The sequence below is a fragment of the Sphingomonas sp. NFR15 genome, from assembly GCF_900103265.1.
Classification (GTDB): domain Bacteria; phylum Pseudomonadota; class Alphaproteobacteria; order Sphingomonadales; family Sphingomonadaceae; genus Sphingomonas; species Sphingomonas pollutisoli.
In genome coordinates this window covers 1-23,367 of the sequence record NZ_FMWX01000015.1, presented here as the reverse complement: position 1 = coordinate 23,367, position 23,367 = coordinate 1, and the positions used below count along the sequence as shown (strand labels likewise).

General features: G+C 63.7%; 16 protein-coding genes and 3 pseudogenes. 13 read left to right on the top strand and 6 right to left on the bottom strand.

All coding sequences use genetic code 11. The features are described from left to right. Window positions 1-57 precede the first annotated feature (57 nt). The 4 genes from BLS81_RS19900 to BLS81_RS19885 all read left to right on the top strand — a co-directional run bounded on the left by BLS81_RS19900 (window position 58) and on the right by BLS81_RS19885 (window position 7,217). On the top strand, window positions 58-591 hold the full coding sequence (locus BLS81_RS19900; RefSeq protein WP_093226516.1) for an RNA polymerase sigma factor: 534 nt from the start codon (window positions 58-60) through the stop codon (window positions 589-591). Window positions 592-603: 12 nt separating this feature from the next. Further along, window positions 604-1,617: a FecR family protein gene (locus tag BLS81_RS19895; protein ID WP_143023417.1), complete on the top strand. Its 1,014-nt coding sequence runs from the start codon at window positions 604-606 to the stop codon at window positions 1,615-1,617. A gap of 81 nt (window positions 1,618-1,698) precedes the next feature. Next, on the top strand, window positions 1,699-4,788 hold the full coding sequence (locus tag BLS81_RS19890; RefSeq protein WP_176787279.1) for a TonB-dependent receptor: 3,090 nt from the start codon (window positions 1,699-1,701) through the stop codon (window positions 4,786-4,788). Window positions 4,789-4,841: 53 nt separating this feature from the next. Then, on the top strand, window positions 4,842-7,217 hold the full coding sequence (locus BLS81_RS19885; RefSeq protein WP_176787278.1) for a S9 family peptidase: 2,376 nt from the start codon (window positions 4,842-4,844) through the stop codon (window positions 7,215-7,217). A gap of 8 nt (window positions 7,218-7,225) precedes the next feature. Here BLS81_RS19885 and BLS81_RS19880 read toward each other — a convergent pair whose 3' ends face one another. The 3 genes from BLS81_RS19880 to BLS81_RS19870 all read right to left on the bottom strand — a co-directional run bounded on the left by BLS81_RS19880 (window position 7,226) and on the right by BLS81_RS19870 (window position 10,562). Next, on the bottom strand, window positions 7,226-9,022 hold the full coding sequence (locus BLS81_RS19880; RefSeq protein ID WP_093226510.1) for an asparagine synthase-related protein: 1,797 nt from the start codon (window positions 9,020-9,022) through the stop codon (window positions 7,226-7,228). Continuing rightward, a complete protein-coding gene (locus BLS81_RS19875) occupies window positions 9,019-9,684 on the bottom strand; it encodes a lasso peptide biosynthesis B2 protein (protein ID WP_093226508.1) in 666 nt (221 codons plus the stop codon). The genes BLS81_RS19880 and BLS81_RS19875 overlap by 4 nt, the downstream gene beginning before the upstream one ends. Window positions 9,685-9,968: 284 nt before the next feature. Beyond that, complete coding sequence (locus tag BLS81_RS19870; RefSeq protein WP_093226507.1) at window positions 9,969-10,562, bottom strand: GntR family transcriptional regulator; 594 nt, start codon at window positions 10,560-10,562, stop codon at window positions 9,969-9,971. Window positions 10,563-10,884: 322 nt separating this feature from the next. On the opposite strand from BLS81_RS19870, the gene BLS81_RS19865 reads away from it, so the two are divergent. After that, a complete protein-coding gene (locus BLS81_RS19865) occupies window positions 10,885-11,415 on the top strand; it encodes a helix-turn-helix domain-containing protein (RefSeq protein ID WP_093226505.1) in 531 nt (176 codons plus the stop codon). A gap of 29 nt (window positions 11,416-11,444) precedes the next feature. Here the strand turns inward: BLS81_RS19865 and BLS81_RS19860 are convergent, their stop codons facing one another. Beyond that, window positions 11,445-11,897 carry a DNA -binding domain-containing protein gene (locus tag BLS81_RS19860; protein ID WP_093226503.1) on the bottom strand — a complete coding sequence of 151 codons (453 nt, stop codon included), beginning with the start codon at window positions 11,895-11,897 and terminating at the stop codon, window positions 11,445-11,447. 139 nt (window positions 11,898-12,036) lie between these two features. Then, window positions 12,037-12,246 (bottom strand): annotated as a pseudogene (locus BLS81_RS21310) (hypothetical protein); the annotation flags it as partial. Window positions 12,247-12,602: 356 nt separating this feature from the next. Between BLS81_RS21310 and BLS81_RS21225 the strand changes: the two are divergent. The 8 genes and pseudogenes from BLS81_RS21225 to BLS81_RS19825 all read left to right on the top strand — a co-directional run. After that, a pseudogene (locus tag BLS81_RS21225) lies at window positions 12,603-13,015 on the top strand (DDE-type integrase/transposase/recombinase); the annotation flags it as partial. Window positions 13,016-13,209: 194 nt separating this feature from the next. Next, window positions 13,210-14,436 carry an HAD-IIIA family hydrolase gene (locus BLS81_RS19855; protein ID WP_093226502.1) on the top strand — a complete coding sequence of 409 codons (1,227 nt, stop codon included), beginning with the start codon at window positions 13,210-13,212 and terminating at the stop codon, window positions 14,434-14,436. Window position 14,437: 1 nt separating this feature from the next. Then, window positions 14,438-15,202 carry a DUF4214 domain-containing protein gene (locus BLS81_RS19850; RefSeq protein ID WP_093226500.1) on the top strand — a complete coding sequence of 255 codons (765 nt, stop codon included), beginning with the start codon at window positions 14,438-14,440 and terminating at the stop codon, window positions 15,200-15,202. 23 nt (window positions 15,203-15,225) lie between these two features. After that, window positions 15,226-17,460 (top strand): glycosyltransferase, encoded by a 2,235-nt coding sequence (locus tag BLS81_RS19845; RefSeq protein ID WP_176787277.1) that lies wholly within the window; start codon window positions 15,226-15,228, stop codon window positions 17,458-17,460. A gap of 25 nt (window positions 17,461-17,485) precedes the next feature. After that, window positions 17,486-17,923 (top strand): hypothetical protein, encoded by a 438-nt coding sequence (locus BLS81_RS19840; RefSeq protein WP_143023416.1) that lies wholly within the window; start codon window positions 17,486-17,488, stop codon window positions 17,921-17,923. Continuing rightward, window positions 17,923-19,695 carry an FkbM family methyltransferase gene (locus tag BLS81_RS19835; protein ID WP_093226496.1) on the top strand — a complete coding sequence of 591 codons (1,773 nt, stop codon included), beginning with the start codon at window positions 17,923-17,925 and terminating at the stop codon, window positions 19,693-19,695. Before BLS81_RS19840 ends, BLS81_RS19835 begins: the two co-directional genes overlap by 1 nt. 97 nt (window positions 19,696-19,792) lie before the next feature. After that, window positions 19,793-22,024: a glycosyltransferase gene (locus BLS81_RS19830; RefSeq protein WP_176787276.1), complete on the top strand. Its 2,232-nt coding sequence runs from the start codon at window positions 19,793-19,795 to the stop codon at window positions 22,022-22,024. Continuing rightward, window positions 22,021-23,052 carry a GHMP family kinase ATP-binding protein gene (locus BLS81_RS19825; RefSeq protein ID WP_093226493.1) on the top strand — a complete coding sequence of 344 codons (1,032 nt, stop codon included), beginning with the start codon at window positions 22,021-22,023 and terminating at the stop codon, window positions 23,050-23,052. The genes BLS81_RS19830 and BLS81_RS19825 overlap by 4 nt, the downstream gene beginning before the upstream one ends. Before the next feature lie 171 nt (window positions 23,053-23,223). Here BLS81_RS19825 and BLS81_RS20540 read toward each other — a convergent pair. Then, window positions 23,224-23,367: pseudogene (locus BLS81_RS20540) on the bottom strand (IS630 family transposase); the annotation flags it as partial.

Genomic DNA, 23,367 nt, shown 5'->3' with positions numbered 1-23,367 from the left:
ATTCGCTAGAACGAATATGCTACCATCGCGCGTTGGTAGTTGAAACGGAGCGGACGAATGGCCGACGCCGAGAAGCACATCGGTCGGCGGATTGCTGAAGCGCAGCATGGTGCATCGATGGACGACCTTTTCCGTCTTCACGCCGGCTGGCTTCGTACGTTCCTGCTGCGGCGGCTGCGCGCACAGCCGGCCGATGTAGAGGACATCGTGCAGGACACCGATGCGCGCGCGGCGCGTCAGCCGGCGACGGCGATCGTCCATCCAAAGGCGTTCCTGTCGCGGACCGCGACCAACATTTTCCGCGACGCAAAATGCCGCGAGTCTGTGCGGGTACGACATCGCAACTCGGTCGCGCCCGCGGGGGAGGGGGCGGAACCGGTGCCGCCTGGATTGCTGGAGCAGGAAGCCGCGCTCGAACTTGAGCGTCTCATCATGGCGATGCCCGATGGGTATCGAGACGTCTTCGCTTTGAGCCGCTTTCGGCATATGACGAACGCGGAGATTGCCGCGCACCTCGATATTTCAGTGAAGACGGTCGAGTGGCGGATGGGCAAGGCTCTGGCATTTTGCGCGAGCAGGCTACGAGACTAGGTGGCGCGTTTCATGACGGGAACCGATCAGCACGACGAAGGCGGCGTCGAGGCACAGGCGGCGCAATGGTTCGCGCGCCTCAGAACGTTGCCGGTCTCGCGCGAGACCTTGGAAGACTTTTTCGCGTGGCAGCGTGACGAGGCCCACTCCGCGGCCTTCGATGCGATCGAGCGCCTGTGGTCGCGCGCGGGGGATATGGGCGATCGGCCAGCGATCCTCGCCGCCACGCGCGCGGCAATGCGGCGCAAAGCGGAGCGGCATTGGTTGTTGCCGGTGTGGCCAGCGCATCCAGCGCTCGCAGCGCTGACCATCCTCCTGCTGGTGCTGCTCGGTGTCGGTGCGACCTATTGGGTGATGCGCCCAGGCGCGGACGAGTATATGACCAAAGTCGGCCAACGCAGCGTCGTTGCACTCGCGGATGGCTCGCGGGTGTCGCTCGACACCGACACCCGGATCGCGACACGTTTCAACACCGACGAACGCCGCGTCGTTCTCGCGCACGGCCAAGCCTATTTCATCGTCGCGCATGAGACGGCGCGTCCGTTCCGCGTTGAGGCCGACGGCACTGAGGTCGTGGCCACGGGCACGCAGTTCGCGGTGCGGCGAGACGCAGCGGCGGTCGATGTGACATTGGTCGAGGGCAGCGTGCGTGTCGTGCCGCAGGGAAGCGCGCCACGCACGCTGCGGCCAAGACAGCGGATGGTGTTGCGACCCGATCGCACGGTGGTGGTGCAGGGGGTCGATATCAAGACGGCGACGGCGTGGCGACAGGGCCGGATCGTGCTCGACGGCTGGACGCTGGCGCGTGCGCTAAGCGAAGTGAACCGCTATACGACGCAGCCGGTCCGCCTTGAAGCCACCCGCTTCGCCAATGCCCGGCTCAGCGGCACATTCGATGCGGGTGACATCAAAAGCTTTGTTGCGGCGGCGACGGCGCTCCTGCCGCTGACCGCCGTGCGCGACACGGACGGGTCGGTCCGTTTGGTCGATCGCGCGGCCCAAGAAAAAACCACACGATCGACTTAGGGTAGCCGCCATGCCGGCGCGTCTCTTGTTCCGAAGCCCCGACCTGGTCCGGGGCATGTGGGAACGATGGGGGCAGTGGGGATGACGGAATTCACAGCGCGGCGGTGGAGCGCGCTGCGCGGCGTAGGTGCGATCGTGCTGGTGCTGGCGGCGCTGCCGTCGGTGGCGCAGGCCAGGCCGGCGCCGATGGTGTTCAGCTTCAGGATCGCGGCGGGATCGCTGCAACACGCGCTGGTTACCTTCGCGTCGGTGACGGGCGAGCAACTGTTGTACTCGACCGAACTGGTCGCTGGTCGACAGGCCGCCGGACTGGATGGGCGCCTGAGCGCGGACCAAGCGCTCGACCGCCTGCTGGACGGAACCGGGCTGGTCGCGCAGCGGGTCGGGCCACGCATAATCGTGCTGCGCCCGCGCGACGCCACCGCGGGCGATCCCGCTGGCACCGGGAGCGACGCGGAGGCGAGCGCCCCCTCCGCGGGCGGCGCGGTGGCCAGCGCGCAGCAGGGGGGGCAAGACCCGTCCACGATCCGTGACATCGCCCCGGCCGATACGGCCCATGACGACATCATTGTCACCGGCACGCATCTGCGCGGCGGTGCGGCGGGTTCGCCGCCGGTCGAGCGGCTGACGCGCGACGACCTCGACCGGCGGGGCTTCGCGAGCGTCGCGCAAGCCTTGCAGGCGCTGCCCGGCAATTTTGGGGGCATGGCCAACGAGCAGAGCGCGCTCGCCTTCGCCGACACGAGCGGCAGCAACGGCGGCTTTGCCACCGGGGTCAACCTGCGCGGCTTGGGCGCGGGTGCGACGCTGGTACTGGTCAATGGCCAGCGGCTCGGCGGGTCGGGTACGAAGGGCGCGTTCGCGGATGTGACGAGCATCCCGACCGGTGCGCTCGATCGGGTCGAGGTGCTGATGGACGGCGCATCGGCGATCTACGGGTCTGACGCGGTCGGCGGCGTGGTCAATATCCTGCTCAAGCGCCATTTCAAAGGCGCGGAGACGCGGGTGCGATTCGGCAGCGTCACCAGCGGCGGCAAGCGCGACGTGCAGATCGACCAGACGCTCGGCACGCAATGGAGCTCGGGCGGTGTGATGCTGTCCTATGAATACGACCAATCGGGTCGGCTGGCGAGCGTCGATAGGGCCTTTGCGCGTTCGTCCGATTCGCGCAGCCTTGGCGGAACCGATCACCGCTACATCTACAGTCTGCCGGGCAATGTCATCGGCATCAATCCGGTGACGGGGGCCTTCGGTGCCGCCTATGCGATCCCGTCCGGCCAGGATGGCACGGCGCTGACCCCGGGAGCCTTCCTGGCGGGCGCCACCAACCTCCAGAATTCACGGATCGACACCGACCTCATCCCGCGCCAGGCCCGGCACAGCGTCTATGCGACGTTTGACCAAGATGTCGGCGCCGGGCTGCATGTCACCGCCGACGCGCGCTATGCGCACCGCGCGTTCGACGCGCGGCTGGCCGGGTCGGCGGCGATCATCGAGGTTACCGCCGCCAATCCTTATTTCGTGTCACCGACCGGCGCGAGCTCCGACCTGATCGCCTATTCGCTGGCGCCGGAGCTGGGACCCACCGACACGCACGGCTATGCAGAAGCGCTGGCGACGTCGTTCGGCCTCGACGCCGATCTCGGATCAGACTGGAAGCTGCGCGGCTATGCGGCGTTCGCGCAAGAGCGCGAGTTCAACGAATCGCGCAACCTGGTGAACACGGCGGCGCTTGCCGAAGCGACCGGCAGCATCGCGGACGATCCCGCGACGCCGTTTAGCACGGCCGAGGACGGTTTTTTCAACCCCTATGGCACGGGGCAGGCCAATTCGACGACGATCCTCGGTTTCGTCGGTGAGGGCTATTCGCGCTCTCGCACACGCAGCCGGGTGCTGACCGGCCATGTCGATGCCGATGGGTCGCTGTTTTCGGTACCAGGCGGCACGGTCAGGCTGGCGATCGGCGGCGACGTGCGGCGCGAAACGTTTCGCCGCAGTGGCGAGAGCCTGCTGTCGAGCGCGATGCCGGTGGCGACCGCCAACGTCGCGGCGTCGCGTCTGATCGAAGCCGGCTTCGTCGAAGCGCAGGTGCCGATCGTCGGGGCCAGCAACGCGACGCCAATGGTCCGCCGGCTCGACGTGTCGTTGGCGCTGCGAGTCGAACATTATGACGATTTCGGCACGACCACCAATCCGAAGGTCGGGGTCGCTTGGGTGCCGCTGGCGGGGGTGACGCTGCGCTCGAGCTTCGGCACCTCGTTCCGCGCGCCGAATCTGCGTGAACTGCGCGACCCCGAGCAATATTCGGTCACAACGCTGGTCCGGAGCGGCGCGAGCGTACCGGTGATCCAGCTGTCCGGGGGAAATCCCGGCCTCAGGCCGGAAAAAGCGCAAAGCTGGACCGCCGGCGTGGATATCGATCCCGCGGCGATCCCGCGTCTCCACCTGAACGCGACGTGGTTCGGCACGGTCTTCAAACAGCGGGTGGCGACACCGGCAAGCGCGAACTTCGCCAATGCGCTGAGTGATTCGACGCTGGCACCGTTCGTGGAGCTCGTCTCACCGAACAGCAATGCCGCCGATCTCGCGCGCGTGACCGCGCTGCTCAACGACCCGGCGTTCACTGGTGGGAACAGCTTCCCGCCGACCAGCATCGCCGCGATCGTCGATACCCGCTACGTCAATACCGGCAAGGTCGACGTCAGCGGGATCGATCTCACCGCGCGTTATATGCTTCCGATCGGCGCCAACGAGATCACACTGTCGGGTAACGGCTCCTACCTGCTCCATTACCGCGAGCAGGTGACGCCAACCGCGATGTCGGTCGATCGGATCAACCGCGTCGGGCAACCCGTCGACCTGCGGGGGCGCTTGAGCGTCGGCTGGAGCCAAGGCGCGCTCAACGCGCAGTTCGGCCTGAACTATGTCGCACCTTACCATGATCTGGTCGGCAACCCGATCAATGCCTGGAAGACGCTGGATCTGCAGTTGGGCTATCGCGCTCCCGAGGGCAGCGGTGCGCTCGAGGGGGTGGCGATCGCATTGTCCGCGCAGAACCTGCTCGACCGGGCGCCGCCGTTCTACGATTCGCCGGTCGGGGTCGGCTATGACGCGGCCAACGCCGACGCGCTTGGGCGCTATGTCTCGGTCCAGCTTACGAAGCGCTGGTAATCATGACATCGACCTTGCTTCGCGCAGTGCTGCGCTGTGCCCTAGCGTGTCTGATGGCGATTGCCGGGCCGCTCGGCGCGCGGCCTTACAGTGTCGACGACATGCTGAAGACCGAGGCGTTCAGCAAGATCGAGACGTCGCCTGACGGGCGCTGGCTGGTGTTCGAGCGATTGATGCCCTTCGAGGCCGCTGCCCGGTTCGATCTCGATGCGATGGATGTGCTGCGGTCGCGCCTGTACGTCGTCGATCTCGCAGATCCGGCTGAGGCCAAGCCGTTGCTGCCGCTTGATCGGGATGCCGGCATGGTCATGCTCGGCTTTTCACCGGACGGCAAGCGGCTGGCGATCGGGCGCCTCGATCGACAGCACTGGACGCTGGGCGTGGTCACTCTCGCGAGCGGCGCGGCCCGCTGGTTCAAGGTCGCGCCGGACACGTCCGAGTTTCGGCCGACGCTCGCCTGGGTTTCGGACACACAGGTGGTGATGCTGGCGCAAGCCAATGCTACGCCGCCTTGGGTGCTGCGGCGTGACGCCGAGGATCGCGCGGAAGTCGCGCGGCTATGGGCGCTGGCACAAGCCGGGCAGGTGCCGACCGTCACCGCGATCGGAAGCGGGCACGATGCCGTCGTTCTGCCGCCGGCACCACCGGTCAGGTTGCTTCGGCTCGACGTGACGACAGGCATCACGAGGCTGCTGGCGCAAGGTGATTTCGAAACGCTGCGGCTGTCGCCCGACCGGCGCCATGTCGCTCTGACCGAGCAAGCTGAGCTCATCCGCGTCACCACCACCGCGCCGATCCGGCAATCCGACGATCTCAGGCGGCGCAGGTTGCGGATCGTCGATGTCACCAACGGGCGTGTCTGGTCGCCGTGCGCGGTATGCGACCTGCCATTCGATCCGCCGGTCTGGTCGCCACGCGGCGACCGCCTCTTGTTCTTTGCCCGGCACGGCGCACAGGCATGGTCCGCCGGCCGACCCTGGGTCGCCCAGGTTGAAGCGCAGCGGGCGAGGCCGGTCGCGCTTTCCGGCGTGCGGCCTGAGGTGATCATGCGTCGCGGCGCCTACGACGCGGTGGCGCTGGGCTGGCTCGGCGCACGGCCGCTGCTATTCGGCCGCACGATCTCAAAGCCGGCGCGTGTCGACTGGTATGCGCTCGGCGCGTCCGGCGCGACGATCCTGACAGCGAATGTTGCGGCACCGACGGCCACGCTCGCTGGTGGCTCCGCCCCGATCGTCCTCGCGGCGGGCGCGGCGTGGCGTCTGGGCAGGCGCAAGGCACCGCTGCTGACCGGAATGGACGGCGTCGCGGTATTGCCGACGGGCGCGCAGCGGCCCGAGCAGAGCGCGGTACTGCTGGGCTGGCGGCAAGCCGGGGGCGGTATCGTGATCGACCGGCCGGGTAGTGGTATCCGTCGGTTCGCGGCGGGAGCCGACGACGTCGTGCGTCCGGCGGCGGCCAGTTCCCAAAACGATCTCGTGGTGGTGCAAGACATCGAGGCCAATGGTGTCGCGCATCTCGCCATCGTGCCGAAGGCCGGACCGCCGCTTACCGTGGCGACGATCAATGCGCGGCTTGCCGATGTGTCGCAACGCGCGCCGGTGCCGGTTCGCCACCACTTGCCCGGTGGCGAGACGGTGACAAGCTGGTTGTACCGGCCCGCGGCGGCCGCCGACAATGTGAAGCCGCCGCTGATCGTGGTCCCTTATGCCGGCACGGTGTACGGCGACGAGCCGCCGGGTTTGTGGAATCCGGGGGTCGGACGCACCTACACCAATGTCCCCGCGCTGGTCGGTCACGGCTATGCGGTGTTGCTGCCGAGCATGCCCGCGCTCGCGGCCACCGATCATGCGCCGTTCGATTTCGCGGGGCAGATCCTGTCGGCGGTCGATGCGGTCATCGCGCGCGGCGAGGCCGACCCGGCGCGGCTTGGGCTATGGGGGCACAGCTATGGCGGCTACACCGGGGCGAGCGTTGCCACCGAGACCGACCGGTTCAAGGCGATAATCGTGTCGAGCGGGATCTACGACCTGACCAGCTTCCAAGGCACGTTCGCGCCGACCGCGCGCCGCTCGCCTGGCTATGGTCTGGGGATTCTGCCCTGGGCGGGCTGGACCGAGACCGGGCAACCCGGCCTCGGTGCGACGCCTTCGACCAACCCGGCGCGCTACGTCGCGAACAGCCCAGTCTATCACACCGACCGCATCACCACGCCGCTGTTGATCATGGCCGCCGACCGCGACTTCACGCCGTTGCAGCAAGGCGAGCAGTTGTTCTCCGCACTTTATCGTCAGGGCAAGGACGCTGAACTGGTCAGCTATTGGGGGGAAAACCACGTGCTGATGAGCCCCGCCAATGTCCGCGATGCTTATGCGCGCGCCTTTGCTTGGTTCGACCGCCATTTTGCGCGCGCGGGTACGCCAAAACCGTGAGGTTGGCCTCACTCCATCCGGATTGCGGCGAGCCGGTCGCTCCAGGCGCGCGCCCAATGTTCCATCAGCAGAGCGACAAAGATCTCGGTATAGCTGTTGGTCTGCATCAGATGGTCGGGATCGAGCACCGCCGCCGCGCTAGCCGGGTCGAGCACCCCATTCTGCACGAGCGCGCCGCCGAGCAGGTAATCGCGCAGGAACGGCGTGCTGGCAGCGAGCATGCGGCCGAAGAATGGGGTAAGGCACCCTTTACCACGGCGTTCGAGCAAGGTGGGGGGCAGGCGACCGACATAGGCTGCCCGGACCATCGCGCGGTCGCGTTTGCCCTGGGTGAGGTCGAGCGCGGAGAGCGGCAGGACATGTTCGAGCAGCGGTTGCGACATCAACGGATGCAGAACTGTCATTGCCGCTGCGCACCACGATCCACCGAATGCGGCGCGGGCTGCGGCGAGGTTGAGGATCTGGAGTTGCTTGGCGGGCGCGAGGTCCGAGGTGCCGTCGAGCCAGCGCAATGGGTGCGGGTCGCGCGGCACGCCGCGCGCGACGAGATCGACCCGGTACTTCGGGGTGGCGATCGGAACGGAGGCGACACGCGCGCGCAGTGCGGTGCCGAGCACCGACCAGATCGATCGTCCGCTCCACGCGGCGAGATCGGCGATCGCCGCGCGCCGCTCTGACCAGGGGCGACGGTCACGCCAGAGATCGGCGGCGATCAGTGGACTTGCGGGCTGGAAGAACAGCGCGTCGCCGCCCTGGCCGGTCAGCAGCGTATCGGCACCGAGCGCGCGACCCCGCGCGGCGAGATCGCGGTCGTGGAAGAAGCTGATGCTGGCGACATTTGGGCGCAGCGACACCGGCACGTCGGCCATTAGCGCGGTGTCGATCAACCGGTGATCCCGCAAGGTTTCGTGGAGCGGCAGATCGAGGTGCGCGGCGACGGCGCGGGCGTAGCCGCGCTCGTCTCCTTCTCGGTCCCGGGCGTAATAGTGGAACCAACCGGCGACGGGGTGCTGCGACCGGACGATGCCGGCGGCGACGATTGCGGAGTCGAGCCCGCCTGACAGTTCGGCGACTGCGACCTCCGAGCAGGAACACCACGCTCGGATACAGGCATCGGTCAGCGCGGGCAGGGTCGACGTTCCGGACCCCGGGGACGGCGTTGACGCGCGCGCGAACCACGCGGGTGCCCAGTGCCGGGTTGCACGGTGGGAATACTTCGTCATTTCGAGCCGGACGCCTGGCTGGAGCGTCTCCACGCCGATGACCGGGAGCGCATCGGCGACCGACGCGGGAAAGCGCAGCAGACCCGCGACCCTCGGCCAGTCGATCGCGAGGCCGGACGGTGCGGCTAAGGCGAGGAAGCCCTCCGGCGCCGAGGTGACGATCCGGAGCGTGCCGCAGCGCCACACGACACACTCGGTCATTCCGATGGGATCGCGGAATATGTCTAGGCGCGAGGGGTCGTCCGGGTCGATCCGGAGCGCGACGTAGGCGCCCCAGCAGCGCGTTGTGAGCCGGTCGCACACGCCCGCGAAATCCTCGGTGCCGCCGCTGATTTCGCCGGTGCCGACGTCGTTGCGTTCGGTCGCGGCGCGATCGAACAGCGCGCCAATCACGATGGAGCGATCGTCGAGCATCCGGTGCGAGGCCACGTTGCGCGGTTTAGGATCGGCCAGCACGGTCCAGCCGGGCTGGTCGACGAGAGAACGCCAACCCAGATCGAGCCCACGCTGACGAAGCAGATGCGCGGTGCGGTCAGCTGAGGGCGCGCCGGTGGGCCAGCGCACGGCGATGAACCCGGTCATGCGCTCGCGCGCTCGATCTGGAAGATGGTCTCGAAGCCTTCGACCTTGGCGACGCGCTCCGCCAGCAGCAGGTCGCCGTTGGCGAGCCAACAATGCGCGTGAAACGGGAAGAGCGACACGCCGAAGATCCAGTCAGCGCTGAGGCCGTGATACCGCAGGAGGTGGAGCAATAGGAATGCGCGAAACAGACAATCAACGCGGAACGGCAGCCAAAGGCACAGCCGTTCGAAACGGGCGGCTACGTCTGCGTGGCTGGCACGCGGGACCGGAATATCGCCGGCTCGCACGTGTGCGATCATCTGCGCCAGGGACGATCGCCGGAATCGCCACGCCGCGGCGACCAGCGCGCGCAGGAAATATGCCAGGTCGCGGAGAGCCATCGGCCTCACGTTCCGCGCGCAATCTTCGCGCCAAAGCCGGGTGACCGGCCGTGCAGCGGCATTTCGTGTGGGGCGCTCGGCGACAAGACCGTGCGCAGTCAACTGGGCTCGGATTGCCTCCGCAGTAGCGTTGTCAGCATCGTCCGCTCCGGCTCGGGCGTACAGGCAGAAATACGCGTCGCGATCGATATCGAGAAAGACAAGACCATCCGACGCGCGGACGGCATGAACGCCATCGGCGAATGCGAGAGCGTCGAGAAGATCGTCGGGTTCGTGCGACATGAGGGGGCCTCGACCATACGGCACCGGTCGCCGAAGAAACCGGTGCCGCTGCCTTCGTCAGTCGTAGAAGCCGACCATCAGCGATTCCTGCCTGGCACCGATCGGCGTGCCTTTTGTCTCGCGTCGCGCGGAGCCGAGCGGAATCAGCTTGGGCGCGGATTTCGGGTCTTTCGTCATGATAGAGCCTTTCCTTGCTTGCATCTCCACCGCGAATCGGCGGTGGCAACAGCGATTGCGCGCCAGCAAGGCTGGTTATCCAAGCTATATCTGGAATATATTCACGCTCAGGCGATGCCCCGACCGAACATCAGCGCGATCTCGGCGGCGGCGGTGATCCGCGGTTCATGAAAGGCGCGGATCTGGTGTCGCGTCTGATCGCGGTCTTTGGAACGCAAAGCGTGCTGAAGCGCGAGCGCCGCCGATGCGGCATCCCCGAACAGCAAGGTATCGCAGCGTCGCACCAGTTTCAGGCGGCCTTCCAGATACCGGTGGAGGTCGGATACGATCATCTCTCCACAGGCTGCGGCGATCGTGCGAAACGTCGCCCAGATGTCGCCTGGCGCTTTGTCGGGGGTAATCCGCAGGTCGCCGCACGAGACGGCTCGGTTCAGGCACATGAGGTGCAGGCTGTAGAGTTCGGCGATGTCGCGCGCGTCGAGGCGTGACAGATAATACCCCTCGGAGCGGTGCTCGGTGACGATGTCTCGCCCGACCAGACGGGACAGAACCTCGCGCAGCGGCGTCACGCTGACATGAAGCCGGATCGCCAGATCCTTGAGGCCGATCCGGTCGCCCGGGCGATAACGGCCGTCGGCGAGTTGGTCGAATACCACCGCGTAGAGATCGTCGAAACGTGTGCGCTCTCCCCGGTTCGGCATCGCAGAGACTCCTTCGCGACCCTTCTTGTTGGGCGGTTTGCCAGCTGTCGATGCACCGGGCCGGTAATGGAACTCTGGGGCGCCCCGGCGCCGGTCGCTCGCGCCCTAGCCGCAGGAAACCGGCGGTCGCACCGCAACCTCGCAGCGGCCTTATCGCGAATCCGGTCGGCTTGCCGGGCCGGTCTGGCGCGCCGCTGGTAACGGTGCCGAAACGGTTTGATGACATGCTGGACCGGATTGTGTCTATAATCCCGGCGCTTGCCATCCGTTATGGCGCGACGACGGTGAGCGTTCGTGTGATTTGGCGCCCGAGGTTGCCGGCATGAAGCATTCCTCCATCGAGATCGACGCTGGTGTGCGCATCCTCACGCAGTCGTTGCGCGCGATCCGCAAGAAGCGTGGCATGACGGCGAGCGATATCGCGGCCGCGCTGGAAATGCCGCTGCGAACCTATCAGGCATTCGAATCCGGACGCGGGCCGCTGACCCACGAGCGGCTATTCAATTTCGCGGAAGTCACCGATTCCGATCCCTTCGCGCTGCTGTTCGGTGCTATTTTCGCGTTGCCCGATCTCGCGATTGACTGCGCGGACACGAAGTTTGGGATGATCATGATGATGTATTTCCAGGAATTCGCGCGCGAACGCGGCGGCGACATCGCCTACCTCGACCCGCCCAATCTCGCTGGTGGATTCGACCGTCTGTTCAAGGATTTTGGTGCCGTGCTCGCCGACCGCGAGCGGTTCTTGCGTAACTGGCTGGCCAATCGGACCGGCTCGATCGGGCTGAGCGCTCTTCGTCAGCGCATGGTCAACCGCCGCGACCGGAAGGCGGGAGAGCCGCGCAAGGAGTAATCACCGGGCGGTCCGCCACAATGGGTAAGTCAACGCCGCACCAGATCGAGATAGCCGCCGGCTACGAGTTCGCGCGCCTGGCCGATCAGGCGGTGCGTGCGGGTGCGCAGATAATCCGAACCCGCGGACCAGTCCCGGCGGACGAGCGCCGCGCCGAATAGGTGTTCGGCGATTGCACGATGGCGTGACGTCAGCGCAAGCGCGTCGAGCACGCGGATGATCTCTGACCAGCGCCGTGCCCTGGCGGCAATTGGGAACTGTGCCGCAGGCATGCGGCGGCGGCGCAAGAACACCGCAAACCGGCGCAAGGCGAGCAATCGAACCTCCAACCGATCCGTGCCGCTCAGTCGATATGTGAGCCTGACGGGGCCGTCGAGCAGTGTGCCGCGTGCGATGCGCAGCCGGATCGAATGTGGGCCGTTGCCCAAAAGCAGATGTTCGCCCCCGGCCCGGAGAGACAGATGCGTGATCGGCCCGGGCATCGCGAAAAGGTCGAAGCCTTCTCTGTCGCCGTGTACGGTCGGGACCGCATCGACGATGATTGCTAACGGATCGAGATTTGGATGCCAGAAGAGCCGCGCACTCTCTGCCGGGCGACCGGGGTCTTCCGCGAAACTGCAAGCCCCATCGCGGGTCGGGCGGGAGCCCGGTCAGGAACTCGATTTCGCGATGATCTCGCTCGGAGCGGTCCATTTCGGGCTGGCCGGCACCGGTCTGATAGTCCGCGCGGCGGCGTAAAATTTCCCAGGCGATGGCACCAGGGTCGCGTAGACTGTCAGGTGATGGCGTACTGCGGACGATAAGGGGCGGGATCGGGCGGTGTGCTGCCATGACGTGCTCCTGCTGTGATGCAGAAAGTCAGGCATTTTGGACGGCCTGTGTCATATATCCCGGATATATCCAGCCTATCGAAGCGCAAATTTATGGCATCGCGTCAGGATCGTGTCTTAAGCGCGCCGACTTGCCCGCACGGATGCTCGGGATTTTCGCGCGCGACATGCGATTATATTGAATGTGCTCCTACACAATCCGCGAATGGCGCGGACGCGCTCGACGTTCCGGCCCCTCGCCACGGCAAGTCCTTCCTCCTGCGCAGTGTCGCCGGGCTGACGCCTCTAGCAGGCGGGAGCGTCGAATGGGTTGGAGGTGCGCCGCCGCGCGCCAACTTCGTTTTTCAGGATCCTGCTAAGCGCAAGGTGAAGACGAAGCTGCGCGACGACCGGATGCCGGCGACGGCACCCAACGAGTGCTGGTCGATGGATTTCCTGTCGGACTCGTTGTTCGACGGGCGCGAGATCCGCGTGCCGTCGATTGTGGCAACTTCACCCGCGTGTCACCCGCGCTGGACATACGGACGAGCTACTGCGGTTCTGACGTGGTGGAGGCGCTCGAACGCATCGCTGCGGTTCATGGTCTCCCCAAACACATTCGCCTGGACGGCCCTGAGTTCATCTCGAGAGATCTCGATTTATGAGCCTACCAGCATGATGTGGTGCTGGACTTCGGCCGGTTCCCTGCAAACCTACCGGCAATGCGTTCGCGGAGGCGTTCAATGGCCGCGCGGGCCGAATGCCTCAATGCCCACTGGTTCTTGAGCTTGGACTCACTGCCCCGGGAGCCATCATATGGACGGGCTGCTGAGCAGTCGCTATCGCGATTCTTGCCCGCATAATAGCGTTATCGATGAGTGGGGGCTGTAATTGAGCAACAGGGCTTCGGCATGCTACCCTTGAATCCAAAGCAATCGATGTCGTGCGGTCTCACGCGGATGGCGGCTGATACCGGGCTAACACGATGATACAGTGCGTGATCTTGTGCGGTGGCCTTGGTACGCGGCTTGGTACGCTGACTGCTGAAACGCCCAAACCTCTACTCCCTGTGGGAGGTGCGCCGTTTATCGAGGCATTGGTCTTCGAACTGGGACGCCAGGGGATCCGCAAGGTTTTGTTGCTCGCAGCATTCAAGTCGGAGCAGATCGAGCTCTTCGCGGCGAACTCCCCGGCCGCGCATCGTTTCGGCATGGCCATCGAAGTGGCGGTGGAACCCGATCGCGCCGGGACCGGCGGTGCCCTTTGGCATGCCAGGCACCGGCTTGATGATCGCTTTCTTCTCATCAACGGCGATACCTGGTTCGATATTCCGGTTCTCTCGCTCTGGGCGGCTATGACGGATGCCCCGGCCGAGATCGTCGGGGCGGTCGCCCTTCGACAGGTCGAGGATGCGTCACGTTATGGGGCGGTTACGTTTGATCGGGGTAGGGTGACTGCCTTCGCTGAAAAAAGTCCTGACGCTTTGTCGGGCTATATCAACGGCGGTGTTTATTGTTTCGCGAAGGGCGTCCTTGACCTGTTGGGCCCGCAATCCTCACTGGAGATCAATGCGCTTGCCGTGCTGGCGTCGCGCCACGCGCTGCTTGGCCTGCCGTTCGATGAGGCATACTTCATCGACATCGGCATTCCCGAGACCTATGAGCGCTCGCAGGCTGAAGTCCCGGCGCATCAGCGCCGTCCGGCAGCATTCTTGGATCGCGATGGGGTGCTTAATGAAGATCTGGACTATGTCGGATCGCGCGAACGCCTTCACTTCGTACCGGGCGCGGCGCGGGCCTTGGCGCGATTGAATCGGGCGGGTTACTACGTGTTCGTTGTCACCAATCAGGCTGGAATTGGCCGGGGTTTTTATACCGAAGCGGATCATCTCGACCTGATGGAACATATGGCCGATGAGTTAGCGAAGCAGGGCGCCCATATCGACGATCACAGGTATTGCCCGTTTCATCCCGATGCCAGCGTAGAGCGGTTCCGGGGCGCGCACCCTTGGCGCAAGCCAGAGCCTGGAATGCTGCTGGACCTCATCGAGAAGTGGCCGGTCGAAATCGGACGCAGCTTCATAATCGGTGACCGCGAGACGGACCTAGCAGCGGGCGCTGCCGCCGGTGTGCGCGGCTTTCTTTTTGCAGAAAGAAATCTTGAGGCCTTCGTCGAGGGCATCCTTGAAGCGGAAGCCGTACGACAGTCTTGATATGCTTGCCGCATCCCCACTGGCCGACCGCTTTGACCGGGACAAAGACATGACCATTGCCGAACTCGTTTCTCTGAGCGACGAGGACTTTCTTCGCGAAGTGTATCGCGTCATCTTGGGGCGTGAGATCGACAGTTCCGGTCTCGAGGGATACCGCCGCCAGCTTGCGCAGGGACGAAGTAGGCAGTCGGTGCTGGTTTCATTGGCGAGATCGAAGGAAGCAAAGGCTCGCTTCGCACCACCAGCGCTCTTCGAACTGACAGATGAGGCCTTCGTGGACGCAGTCTACGTTCGGATGCTTGGTCGCAATGCCGATTCACAGGGCATGCGCCACTACATCGGACAACTGCGAAAGCATGGCGATCGGATGAAAGTCCTGCGCGGCATTGGCAATTCGGATGAAGCGCGTCGGCATGATCCGCGGGGCTGGGCGCTCCGCCGCGAACTGGAAGAACTGGTCCGCCGTGAGGGCAGCCTGCTGGGTTGGCGCAAGCTGTTGCCCGAGGGGCGGGGCCGGACTGCCGTGCGCGGCCCTGGGCAGACAGAGATGGCCGTCTTTGCGAAGGAACTGCTGCAAGTCCAGCGAGAGGAGAACGCTGCCCTGAAAGATCAGGTCATGCTTCTTGCCAGCGCCATCGAAGGGCTTGTGGCCGCGCAGAAGCGCGACGCTGCCCGCATTGACGCGCTGATTACGGTTAGCGACAATTGGGCGTTAGATCTGAGCAATACCGTCTCCATCCCTTCTCCAGCAAGAGAGTCCCGGTAGGGATGCACCGCGATACGCCACACATGACAGATCCCGATCTTTCCCTTGCCCCGCCCAGGACCGTGTCCATCGTGATAGCAACCGCCGGTCGGGCGGTATCGCTCGACCGGACGCTGCTGAGTCTGCGCCAACTGCGGCATCCGCTGTTCGAGGCCATTGTAGTCCTTGGGCCCTCGCCGGACGATTCTAAGGAAATCGTCGCGCGGCATGGGGATTTCGTTCGTCTTGCTATGATCGACAGGCTCAACCTGTCCGCTGCGCGCAACATCGGCCTTTCCATGGCACGCGGCGATATCGTTGCGTTCATCGACGATGACGCCATTCCCGAACCTGACTGGCTGGACCTGCTGCTCACCGGGTACAAGGATCCGAACGTTGCGCAGGTCGGCGGCTTCATCCGCGACAACAGGGGCGTCGATTTCCAGGCGAAATATCTGGTGGTCGATCGGTTCGGCGACTCCGTGGATTACGAAGGTCCCCCGCAGGACCTCGGCGACGATCTCTTTCTTGCGCTGACCGGCACCAATTTCTCGGCGCGACGTAAAAGGTTGCTGGAGATCGGTGGATTCGATGAGGAATATGCCTATTTCCTCGACGAGACTGACGTCACCGTACGCCTTCACGATCGAGGATGGGGCTCGGCTATCGTGCCGGAAGCGGAGATTCATCACAAGTACGAAGCCAGCCACATGCGCACCGCCACACGGGTGCCGCGCACTATGTATCCAACGGCCCGTTCCAAGGCCTACTTCTGTTGCGTGCATGGCGGTCGCCGGCGGCCGCTTTACAACGTCATGGCATACCTTGCCGATTTCGTGCGCAAGGAAAGAGCCTGGAAGAACGATCTGTTCCGCTATGGTCATGCGGATCAGGCGACCATCGAACGGCTGATCGAGGAAGTCGAGCAGGGTGTCCGTGACGGTGTGCGCGATGCATTCTATCATCACGGACCGCAGGGCCTGCTGGCAGACGGGGCCGCCGATTCCGCGGGAGACTCGGCCGAGTTTCTGCCGTTCCCGCTTCCGCTGTCGGCACAGGACCGGCTGCGGCTCTGCTTTCTCTCGCAGGATTATCCGCCGGTCGGCAGTGGCGGCATCGGCCAGTGGACCCGGGAGATGGCTATCGGCCTTGCGGCGCGCGGGCACGAGGTCACGGTGATCTGCCGCAGTGAGACGGATTATCCCTACATCGACTTCATAGAGGGGGTTTGGGTCCACCGCATCGTCGTCGGCCCTGCCGATCCGGCGGAGGCAGAGCGCGAAGACGTGCCGTTGGCACTGCTGAATTACAGCGCTTCTGTGGCGGCGGAAATCGAACGTATCCAGGCCCGCCGCCAGTTCCAGGTCGTGTGTGGCCCGATCTTCGACCTGGAGCCGCTGGCGGCTCTGCGTTGCTTGGATATCCCGACGGTCGTAAGTCTCCAGACGACTTACAAGCTTGCGCTGCCTCACAAGCCCGACTGGCTTAGCAACGATTGGTATCGCAAATCCCATGTGGACAAGGTCATCGCGAAAGAGAAGGAACTGCTGGAAACAGCACCTTTTATTCTAGCGAACACTAGCGGGCTCGTTTCAGATTTGGAAACTTCTTATGCAGTTTCGCTGAAGCCGGATAGGGTCATGATCGTGCCTCATGGAATCAAGGATCTTGCACGCGGGGTAGAACCTATGGCGGCCAAGCCTGGCGTGGTGAAGCTGCTTTTCGTCGGACGACTGGAACTGCGCAAGGGTGCCGACCTCCTGCTTAATGCGTTGCCGTCGTTGCTGAGAGATCATCCGCAGCTCGAAGTAGATATCGTAGGTGACGACAGCCTGGTGATCGATGGCGAGACCTTGCGTCAACGCTACGAGGCGCGCTGGCGCGACGCGCGGGTCGATACCGAACGGGTGGCGTTCCATGGCGCCGTCTCTCGCGCGGATTTGCTGCGCCACTACGCAAGTTGCGATATCTTCGTTGCCCCGTCCCGCTATGAATCCTTCGGTCTGATCTACGTCGAAGCAATGATCTTCGCCAAGCCGGTGATCGGGCTCGCCGTGGGCGGTGTCGTCGATGTGGTCGCTCAAGGCGTGAACGGCTTTCTCCTGGAGCGGGACGACCCCGCGCTTCTGAGCGAAGCGATTGGTCGCCTGGTGAAGGATCCCGCGGCCAGAATGCAGATGGGTCGCGCCGGCCGCGACCTGTACGAACAGAAATTTAACATAGAAAAGATGGTGGACGGCACGGTGAACTGCTTCATAAAAGTGGCGTGCGCCCGTTAGTCGATCCTGTGCGAAGGAAGACAAGATGCTGAACACTCGTTCCGGAATGATAAATAGCGGTGCAGGTGATGATAAGTCCATCTGCAGACGAACTGTGATCGAAGCTGATTTTCGCCGCGAAGGCCGTGCGCTCGACGGGTATTACCAGCCTCTGCCTGCCGGTGCGTGTTTCGTGCAGTTCCGCATCATTGCGATTGACCTAGGCGATCTAGTAGTGAAGATCGATCGCGAAGGGGTTAAGTTGGGCATCGTCAAAAAGGTCGCGCAGTCAGGGTTGTGGGACGGCGTCAGCGCGGTGAAGGTGGAACTGCGCCATGCTTTCCCCGGGAAGATTGGAGCGGACCTGATCGCGCCGCTCAAGAAGGCCGGCTTCATCGTGTTTGATCGATCACCCCATACCTTGGTGAACAACGACAACGGTTTTCCCTGCGCTGCACGGCAGTGTGGAGCGGTTGCAGCCTGATGGGTATCATATCCTACGCCCAGAACTTCGAGGACGTCATTCTCTGGCGAGCTCTGGGGCACATCGCCAATGGCACTTACCTCGATATCGGCGCGCATCATCCCGACATCGATTCTGTGAGCAAAGCTTTCCACGATCATGGCTGGCACGGCGTTCACGTCGAGCCGGGGCCGGAAGTAGCCAAATTGTTGCGCGACAAGCGCCCCGGTGACCTGGTCGTGCAGGCCATCGTTTCGAACGAAACTGGCGTGAAACCTTTTTACGAGACGCCGGGTGGGGGGCTTTCGACAGCAGATCGGGAAGTGGCCAATTTTCATCTGGAGCAGCACCATGCACCGGTGACGGACACCGTCGTCGTTTCGATCACGCTGGATGACCTGCTCGATCAGGTTCCCGGTGACGATATTCACTGGATGAAGATCGATGTCGAAGGATTCGAGCGCAAAGTGCTACTGTCCTGGCAAACGTCGCCTCGCCGGCCCTGGGTCATCGTGGTCGAGGCCATATACCCGAAGACGCGCAACCCAACACATGGCGGGTGGGAAGATATCGTCCTCTCCAAGGGGTATAGCTTCGTTTACGACGATGGTCTTAATCGGTTCTATCTTAGCGATAGTCATGCAGAACTGCGTGAAAAACTGATCCATCCGCCCAACATCTTCGACGAGTTCCAGATAAATCCTAGTGGAGGGTCCGTTTTTTCGCAGGACATGAAGGCGTTCATGGAAAACGAAGTCCACGCCCGCGATGAGCGCATTGCCGACTTGGAGGCGGAGTGCGGGCGCGTAAGGGCGGAGGCCGGGCGCGAAGTTGCCCGAGTGGAGGAAGAACTGGATCGGGTTCGGCGCGAAGCCGCTCAGGAGCGTAGTTTGCACGCGCATCTCGGAGCGTCTTGGAAAGAGGCGAATTCTCGCGCGGAGAACTTGGTGCTGCGTCTGGTTGAACGCGAAGCAACCATTGCCGTACAAAGCCAGCGTCTCGCGCAGGTCGATTCGGATATCGCGCAGATGAAATCGGCGTTCGACCAGTTTCGCTTGCGTGATGCGTGTACCCGCAGCCTGGTCGCCCGGTCGATCATGGATCGGTCACTCCCCTGGCCGCTACGGATGCGGCGTGGGAGCGGGAGAGGTACGGCGCTGGGCAGCCTGCTGGCCCTGCCTGATGCCGATTTCGTCGATGGTGCCTATCGCGCCATTTTCGGCCGTGAAGCGGACCCGCACGGGAAGCAGCATTACCTTGCCCGACTTGCGGCAGGACGTCGGCGCGACTGGCTACTGGAAAATTTGGCTTCTTCCGTTGAGGCTCGCGATCGTGCGAGCGGGAGCGACCTTGCCGAGTTGGCGGACGAGGATTTTGTTGATGCCGCATACTGGCGAGCATTAGGGCGCGCGCCAGATTCCGACGGCAAGGCCCACTATGTTGAGCGGCTACGAGGCGGGTTGACCCGGCCGGACCTTCTAAAGGTACTACGCGATTCCGTCGAGGGGCGTGCATATGACCAGGGGATCAGGCAGGAGATCGACGATCTCCTCCACCGCCGTCGCAGCCTGCTAGGGTGGCGGACATGGTTGCATCCCTATCCCTCGCCGCCGCTATTCGACGCCCCCGGTCACGTTATGCGAACTTGCCCAGAATGCGGCTCGGTAGCGAAAGCTGGTCAACCTGCCAATGCGGCGACGACTGCCGTGACGATCGATCCTGCAGACATGAGGCACCTCAAGGACAAGGTTGTCCTGCTTGCCGCGGCGATCGAGGGGATCGGTTCTCGCTAGAAACCCGTGGCCGGCGCCGGCCGCGTTCAGCTTAATGTTTTAAGGTTCGAAAATCATGTTGCATGGGTCACCGGCGCCTGCGCCCCCGCCTGGACTGATGACTGTTTCGGTCGTAATCTGCACCGCAGATCGCGCGGTATCGCTCGATCGTACGCTGCAGAGCCTGCGTCAATTGCGGTACCAGTGGTTCGAGGTCGTCGTGGTCGACGGTTCACGCGACGGACAGACCGTCCAAGTTGCGGCACGGCATGCTGACTTCATCCGGTATGTGACTTGTCCCGAGTTGAATTTGTCGATGTCACGCAACATCGGTATCGCCCATGCGTGCGGCGAGATCGTTGCCTTCATCGACGATGACGCCATTCCCGAGCCGGACTGGCTGGACCTGTTGATCACCGGGTACGAGGATCCGAACGTTGCGCAGGTCGGTGGCTTCATCCGCGACAACCGCGGCATCGATTTTCAGTGTCGCTATCTTACTGTCGACCGTCTCGGCGATGGCAGGCACCATGAGGATCTTTCCGGGGTAGAACTCGGCGACGATCTCTTTCTTGCGCTGACCGGTACCAACTTCTCGGCGCGTCGTGAAAGGTTGCTGGAGATCGGCGGATTCGATGAGGAATATGCCTATTTCCTCGACGAGACTGACGTCACCGTACGCCTTCACGATCGAGGATGGGGTTCGGCTATCGTGCCGGAAGCGGAGATTCATCACAAGTACGAAGCCAGCCACATGCGCACCGCCACACGGGTGCCGCGCACCATGTATCCGCAGCTTCGTTCAAAGGCCTACTTCTGTTGCGTGCATGGGCGGCGAAACCAAGCCCTGAGCGCGATTTCCGATTACCTAGCGGACCTGATTGAGAAAGAGCGTAAGTGGAAGAACGACCTGTTTCACGCAGGGCTTGCCGACATGGCGACAGTCGATCGCCTGATCCAAGAAGTGGAGCAAGGCGCGCGGGACGGCGTGCGCGATGCCTTCCTCTATCACGCGCCGCGTGGGATTTCCGCCGACCTGCTGGAACAGGCTGCCCAGGCTCGGTTCACCCGGTTTCCGCTGCCGCTGCCGTGCGAGCAGCGGCTGAGGATGTGCATCCTGTCGCAGGATTATCCCCCGGTGGGCAACGGAGGCATCGGACAGTGGGCGCGTGACATGGCGGTCAGTCTTGCGGCACGCGGGAACGAGATTACTGTGATCTGTCGCAGCGAGACGGATTATCCCTACATCGACTTCATCGACGGGGTCTGGGTTCACCGCATCGTGCCACAGCACTTTGCGAGAGCGGCGGACCCGCAGTATGCACCGGCCCCACACAGCCTCCTCCACTATAGCGGATCTGCCTGTGAGGAAATCCTTCGGATTCAGGACCGACGCAAGTTCCAGGTCGTGTGCGGCCCGATCTTCGATTTGGAGCCGCTCGTCGCGCTGCGCGAATCTGGCATTCCAACGATCATCAGCCTGCACACGACCTACAAATTGGTGCGGCCACACAAGCCCGAGTGGCAAGAGGACAAGGAATATTTGCGAAACCACGTGGAAGCGACCATCGCCAAGGAGCGCGAGATACTGGCCACGGCGCCGCACATCGAATCCAATACACGCGCTCTGCTGGCGGACTTAGAGCAAGCCTACGGCGTGACGCTGCCGCCAGACCGGGCCATCGTTATTCACCGCGGCCTCAAGGATCTGTCGCAGGACGTGCAGCCTTTCGAGTATTCCTCCACGCACGGCACTGTCAGGTTGCTTTTCGTCGGGCGATTGGAACTGCGCAAGGGGGCTGATCTCCTGCTCGATGCTTTGCCCAGCCTGCTGGCAAAACACCCCGGTTTGGTCGTCGATATCGTCGGCGATGACGACGTGCTCGTCGGTGGTGCGAGGCTGCGCGACCGGTTCGCCCAGACCGTGGCGCGCGATGGGATCGATGCCGAGCGGGTCACGTTCCACGGATCGGTTTCCCGCGAGGAGCTGCTGCGTCACTATGCGAGCTGCGACATCTTCGTTGCCCCTTCACGCTATGAATCTTTCGGACTTATCTTCGTTGAAGCAATGATCTTCTCTAAGCCGGTAGTGGGCGTTGCGGTTGGCGGCGTGGTGGAGGTCGTGACCGATGGGGAGGACGGTCTGCTTATCGCGAAGGACGATACCAAGTTGCTGGCTGAGGCGATCAGCCGCCTTGCAGGCGACGCCAACTTGCGCGCCAAGCTGGGCGCAGCGGGACGCCGAACCTACGAGACGCGCTTCCACATTGAGCGGATGCTGGACAAAAGCGAAGCCTATTACCGCAAGGTCGCCATGGTCGGCGCGGCGGGCGAGGAGGTCCACCCATGATCATTCGCGCGCGCGCGCCGTTGCGGCTTGGGCTGGCGGGTGGGGGTACGGATGTCTCCCCGTACTGCGACGAGCACGGCGGCTATGTACTCAACGCCACGATCGACCGGTACGCCTATGCCAGCCTCAAGATGCTGGACGAGCCGGTGCTACGCTTCACCGCACAAGACCAAGGTCAGACAGAGACGCTTCCGCTAACGGACCTGGTGCCGCTTGAGGGCGCGCTGAAGCTGCACAAGGCGGTCTACAACGAGATCGTGAGGATCTACAACGAAGGCCGGCCATTAGCGGTCGATCTGACCAGCTTCTGCGATGCGCCCACCGGCTCGGGACTCGGGTCGTCTTCGACGGTGGTCGTGGTGCTAATCCGGGCTTTCGCCGAACTCCTCAACCTGCCGCTCGATGACTATGCGACCGCGCATCTGGCCTATAAGATCGAGCGCGTGGATTGCGGTTTGCAGGGTGGCCGCCAGGACCAGTACGCGGCGACCTTCGGTGGCTTCAACTTCATCGAGTTCTATGCCGACGACCGCGTTGTTGTGAACCCGCTGCGAATCCGCAGTTCGACTCTGTGGGAATTGGAATCTTCCTTGCTGCTCTTCTACACCGGAATTTCACGCGAATCTGCTCGCATCATTGCGGATCAGAGCAAAAACCTGACCCAGGGTGTCACCAAGACCGTGGACGCCATGCATGCGCTCAAGGCGGAGGCCGTGCGGATGAAGGAATGCATCCTGCGGGGCGACTTCGAAAACCTCGTCGAAACTATGCGTGCGGGTTGGGCGAGCAAGAAGAACCTCGCGTCCTCGATCTCCAACCCGCATCTCGACGAGGTGTTCGAGGCGGCGCTGGATGCGGGGGCATCGGCGGGCAAGATATCCGGCGCTGGTGGGGGAGGCTTCATGATGTTCTTTGTCCCGCCCGAGCGACGTATGAGCGTGATCGATGCCTTGGGGCGTTATCCAGGACAGGTTAGCAACTGCCATTTTACCGAGCAGGGCTCGGAGTCCTGGCGGGCTCAGGCCTGAGCCCGCCATTACCGAGATCAGGCGCGGCAATGGCCGCAAGCGCTCAGGTTCGTGGAAGGGATAGGTTGTACCAAATCGTACGGGGCGTGACTCGCGTTGAGGATTGAACGAAACCGCTGACGGGGAGCGGCGCGCGCATTGGCCGCAATGCGTTTCTAGAGCAGATTCCGTTCAGTACGCATCGTAGCCTGCGGCTGCGAAGTAGTTGGCGCACTCTGCCGGCGTGAAGGTATCGATGGCGGCGCCGATAGCGCTGGTGAGGTCGCCGACGGTGCGAGCGGCGGCTTTGCGCAGGAGCGCCTTGAGTTTGGCAAA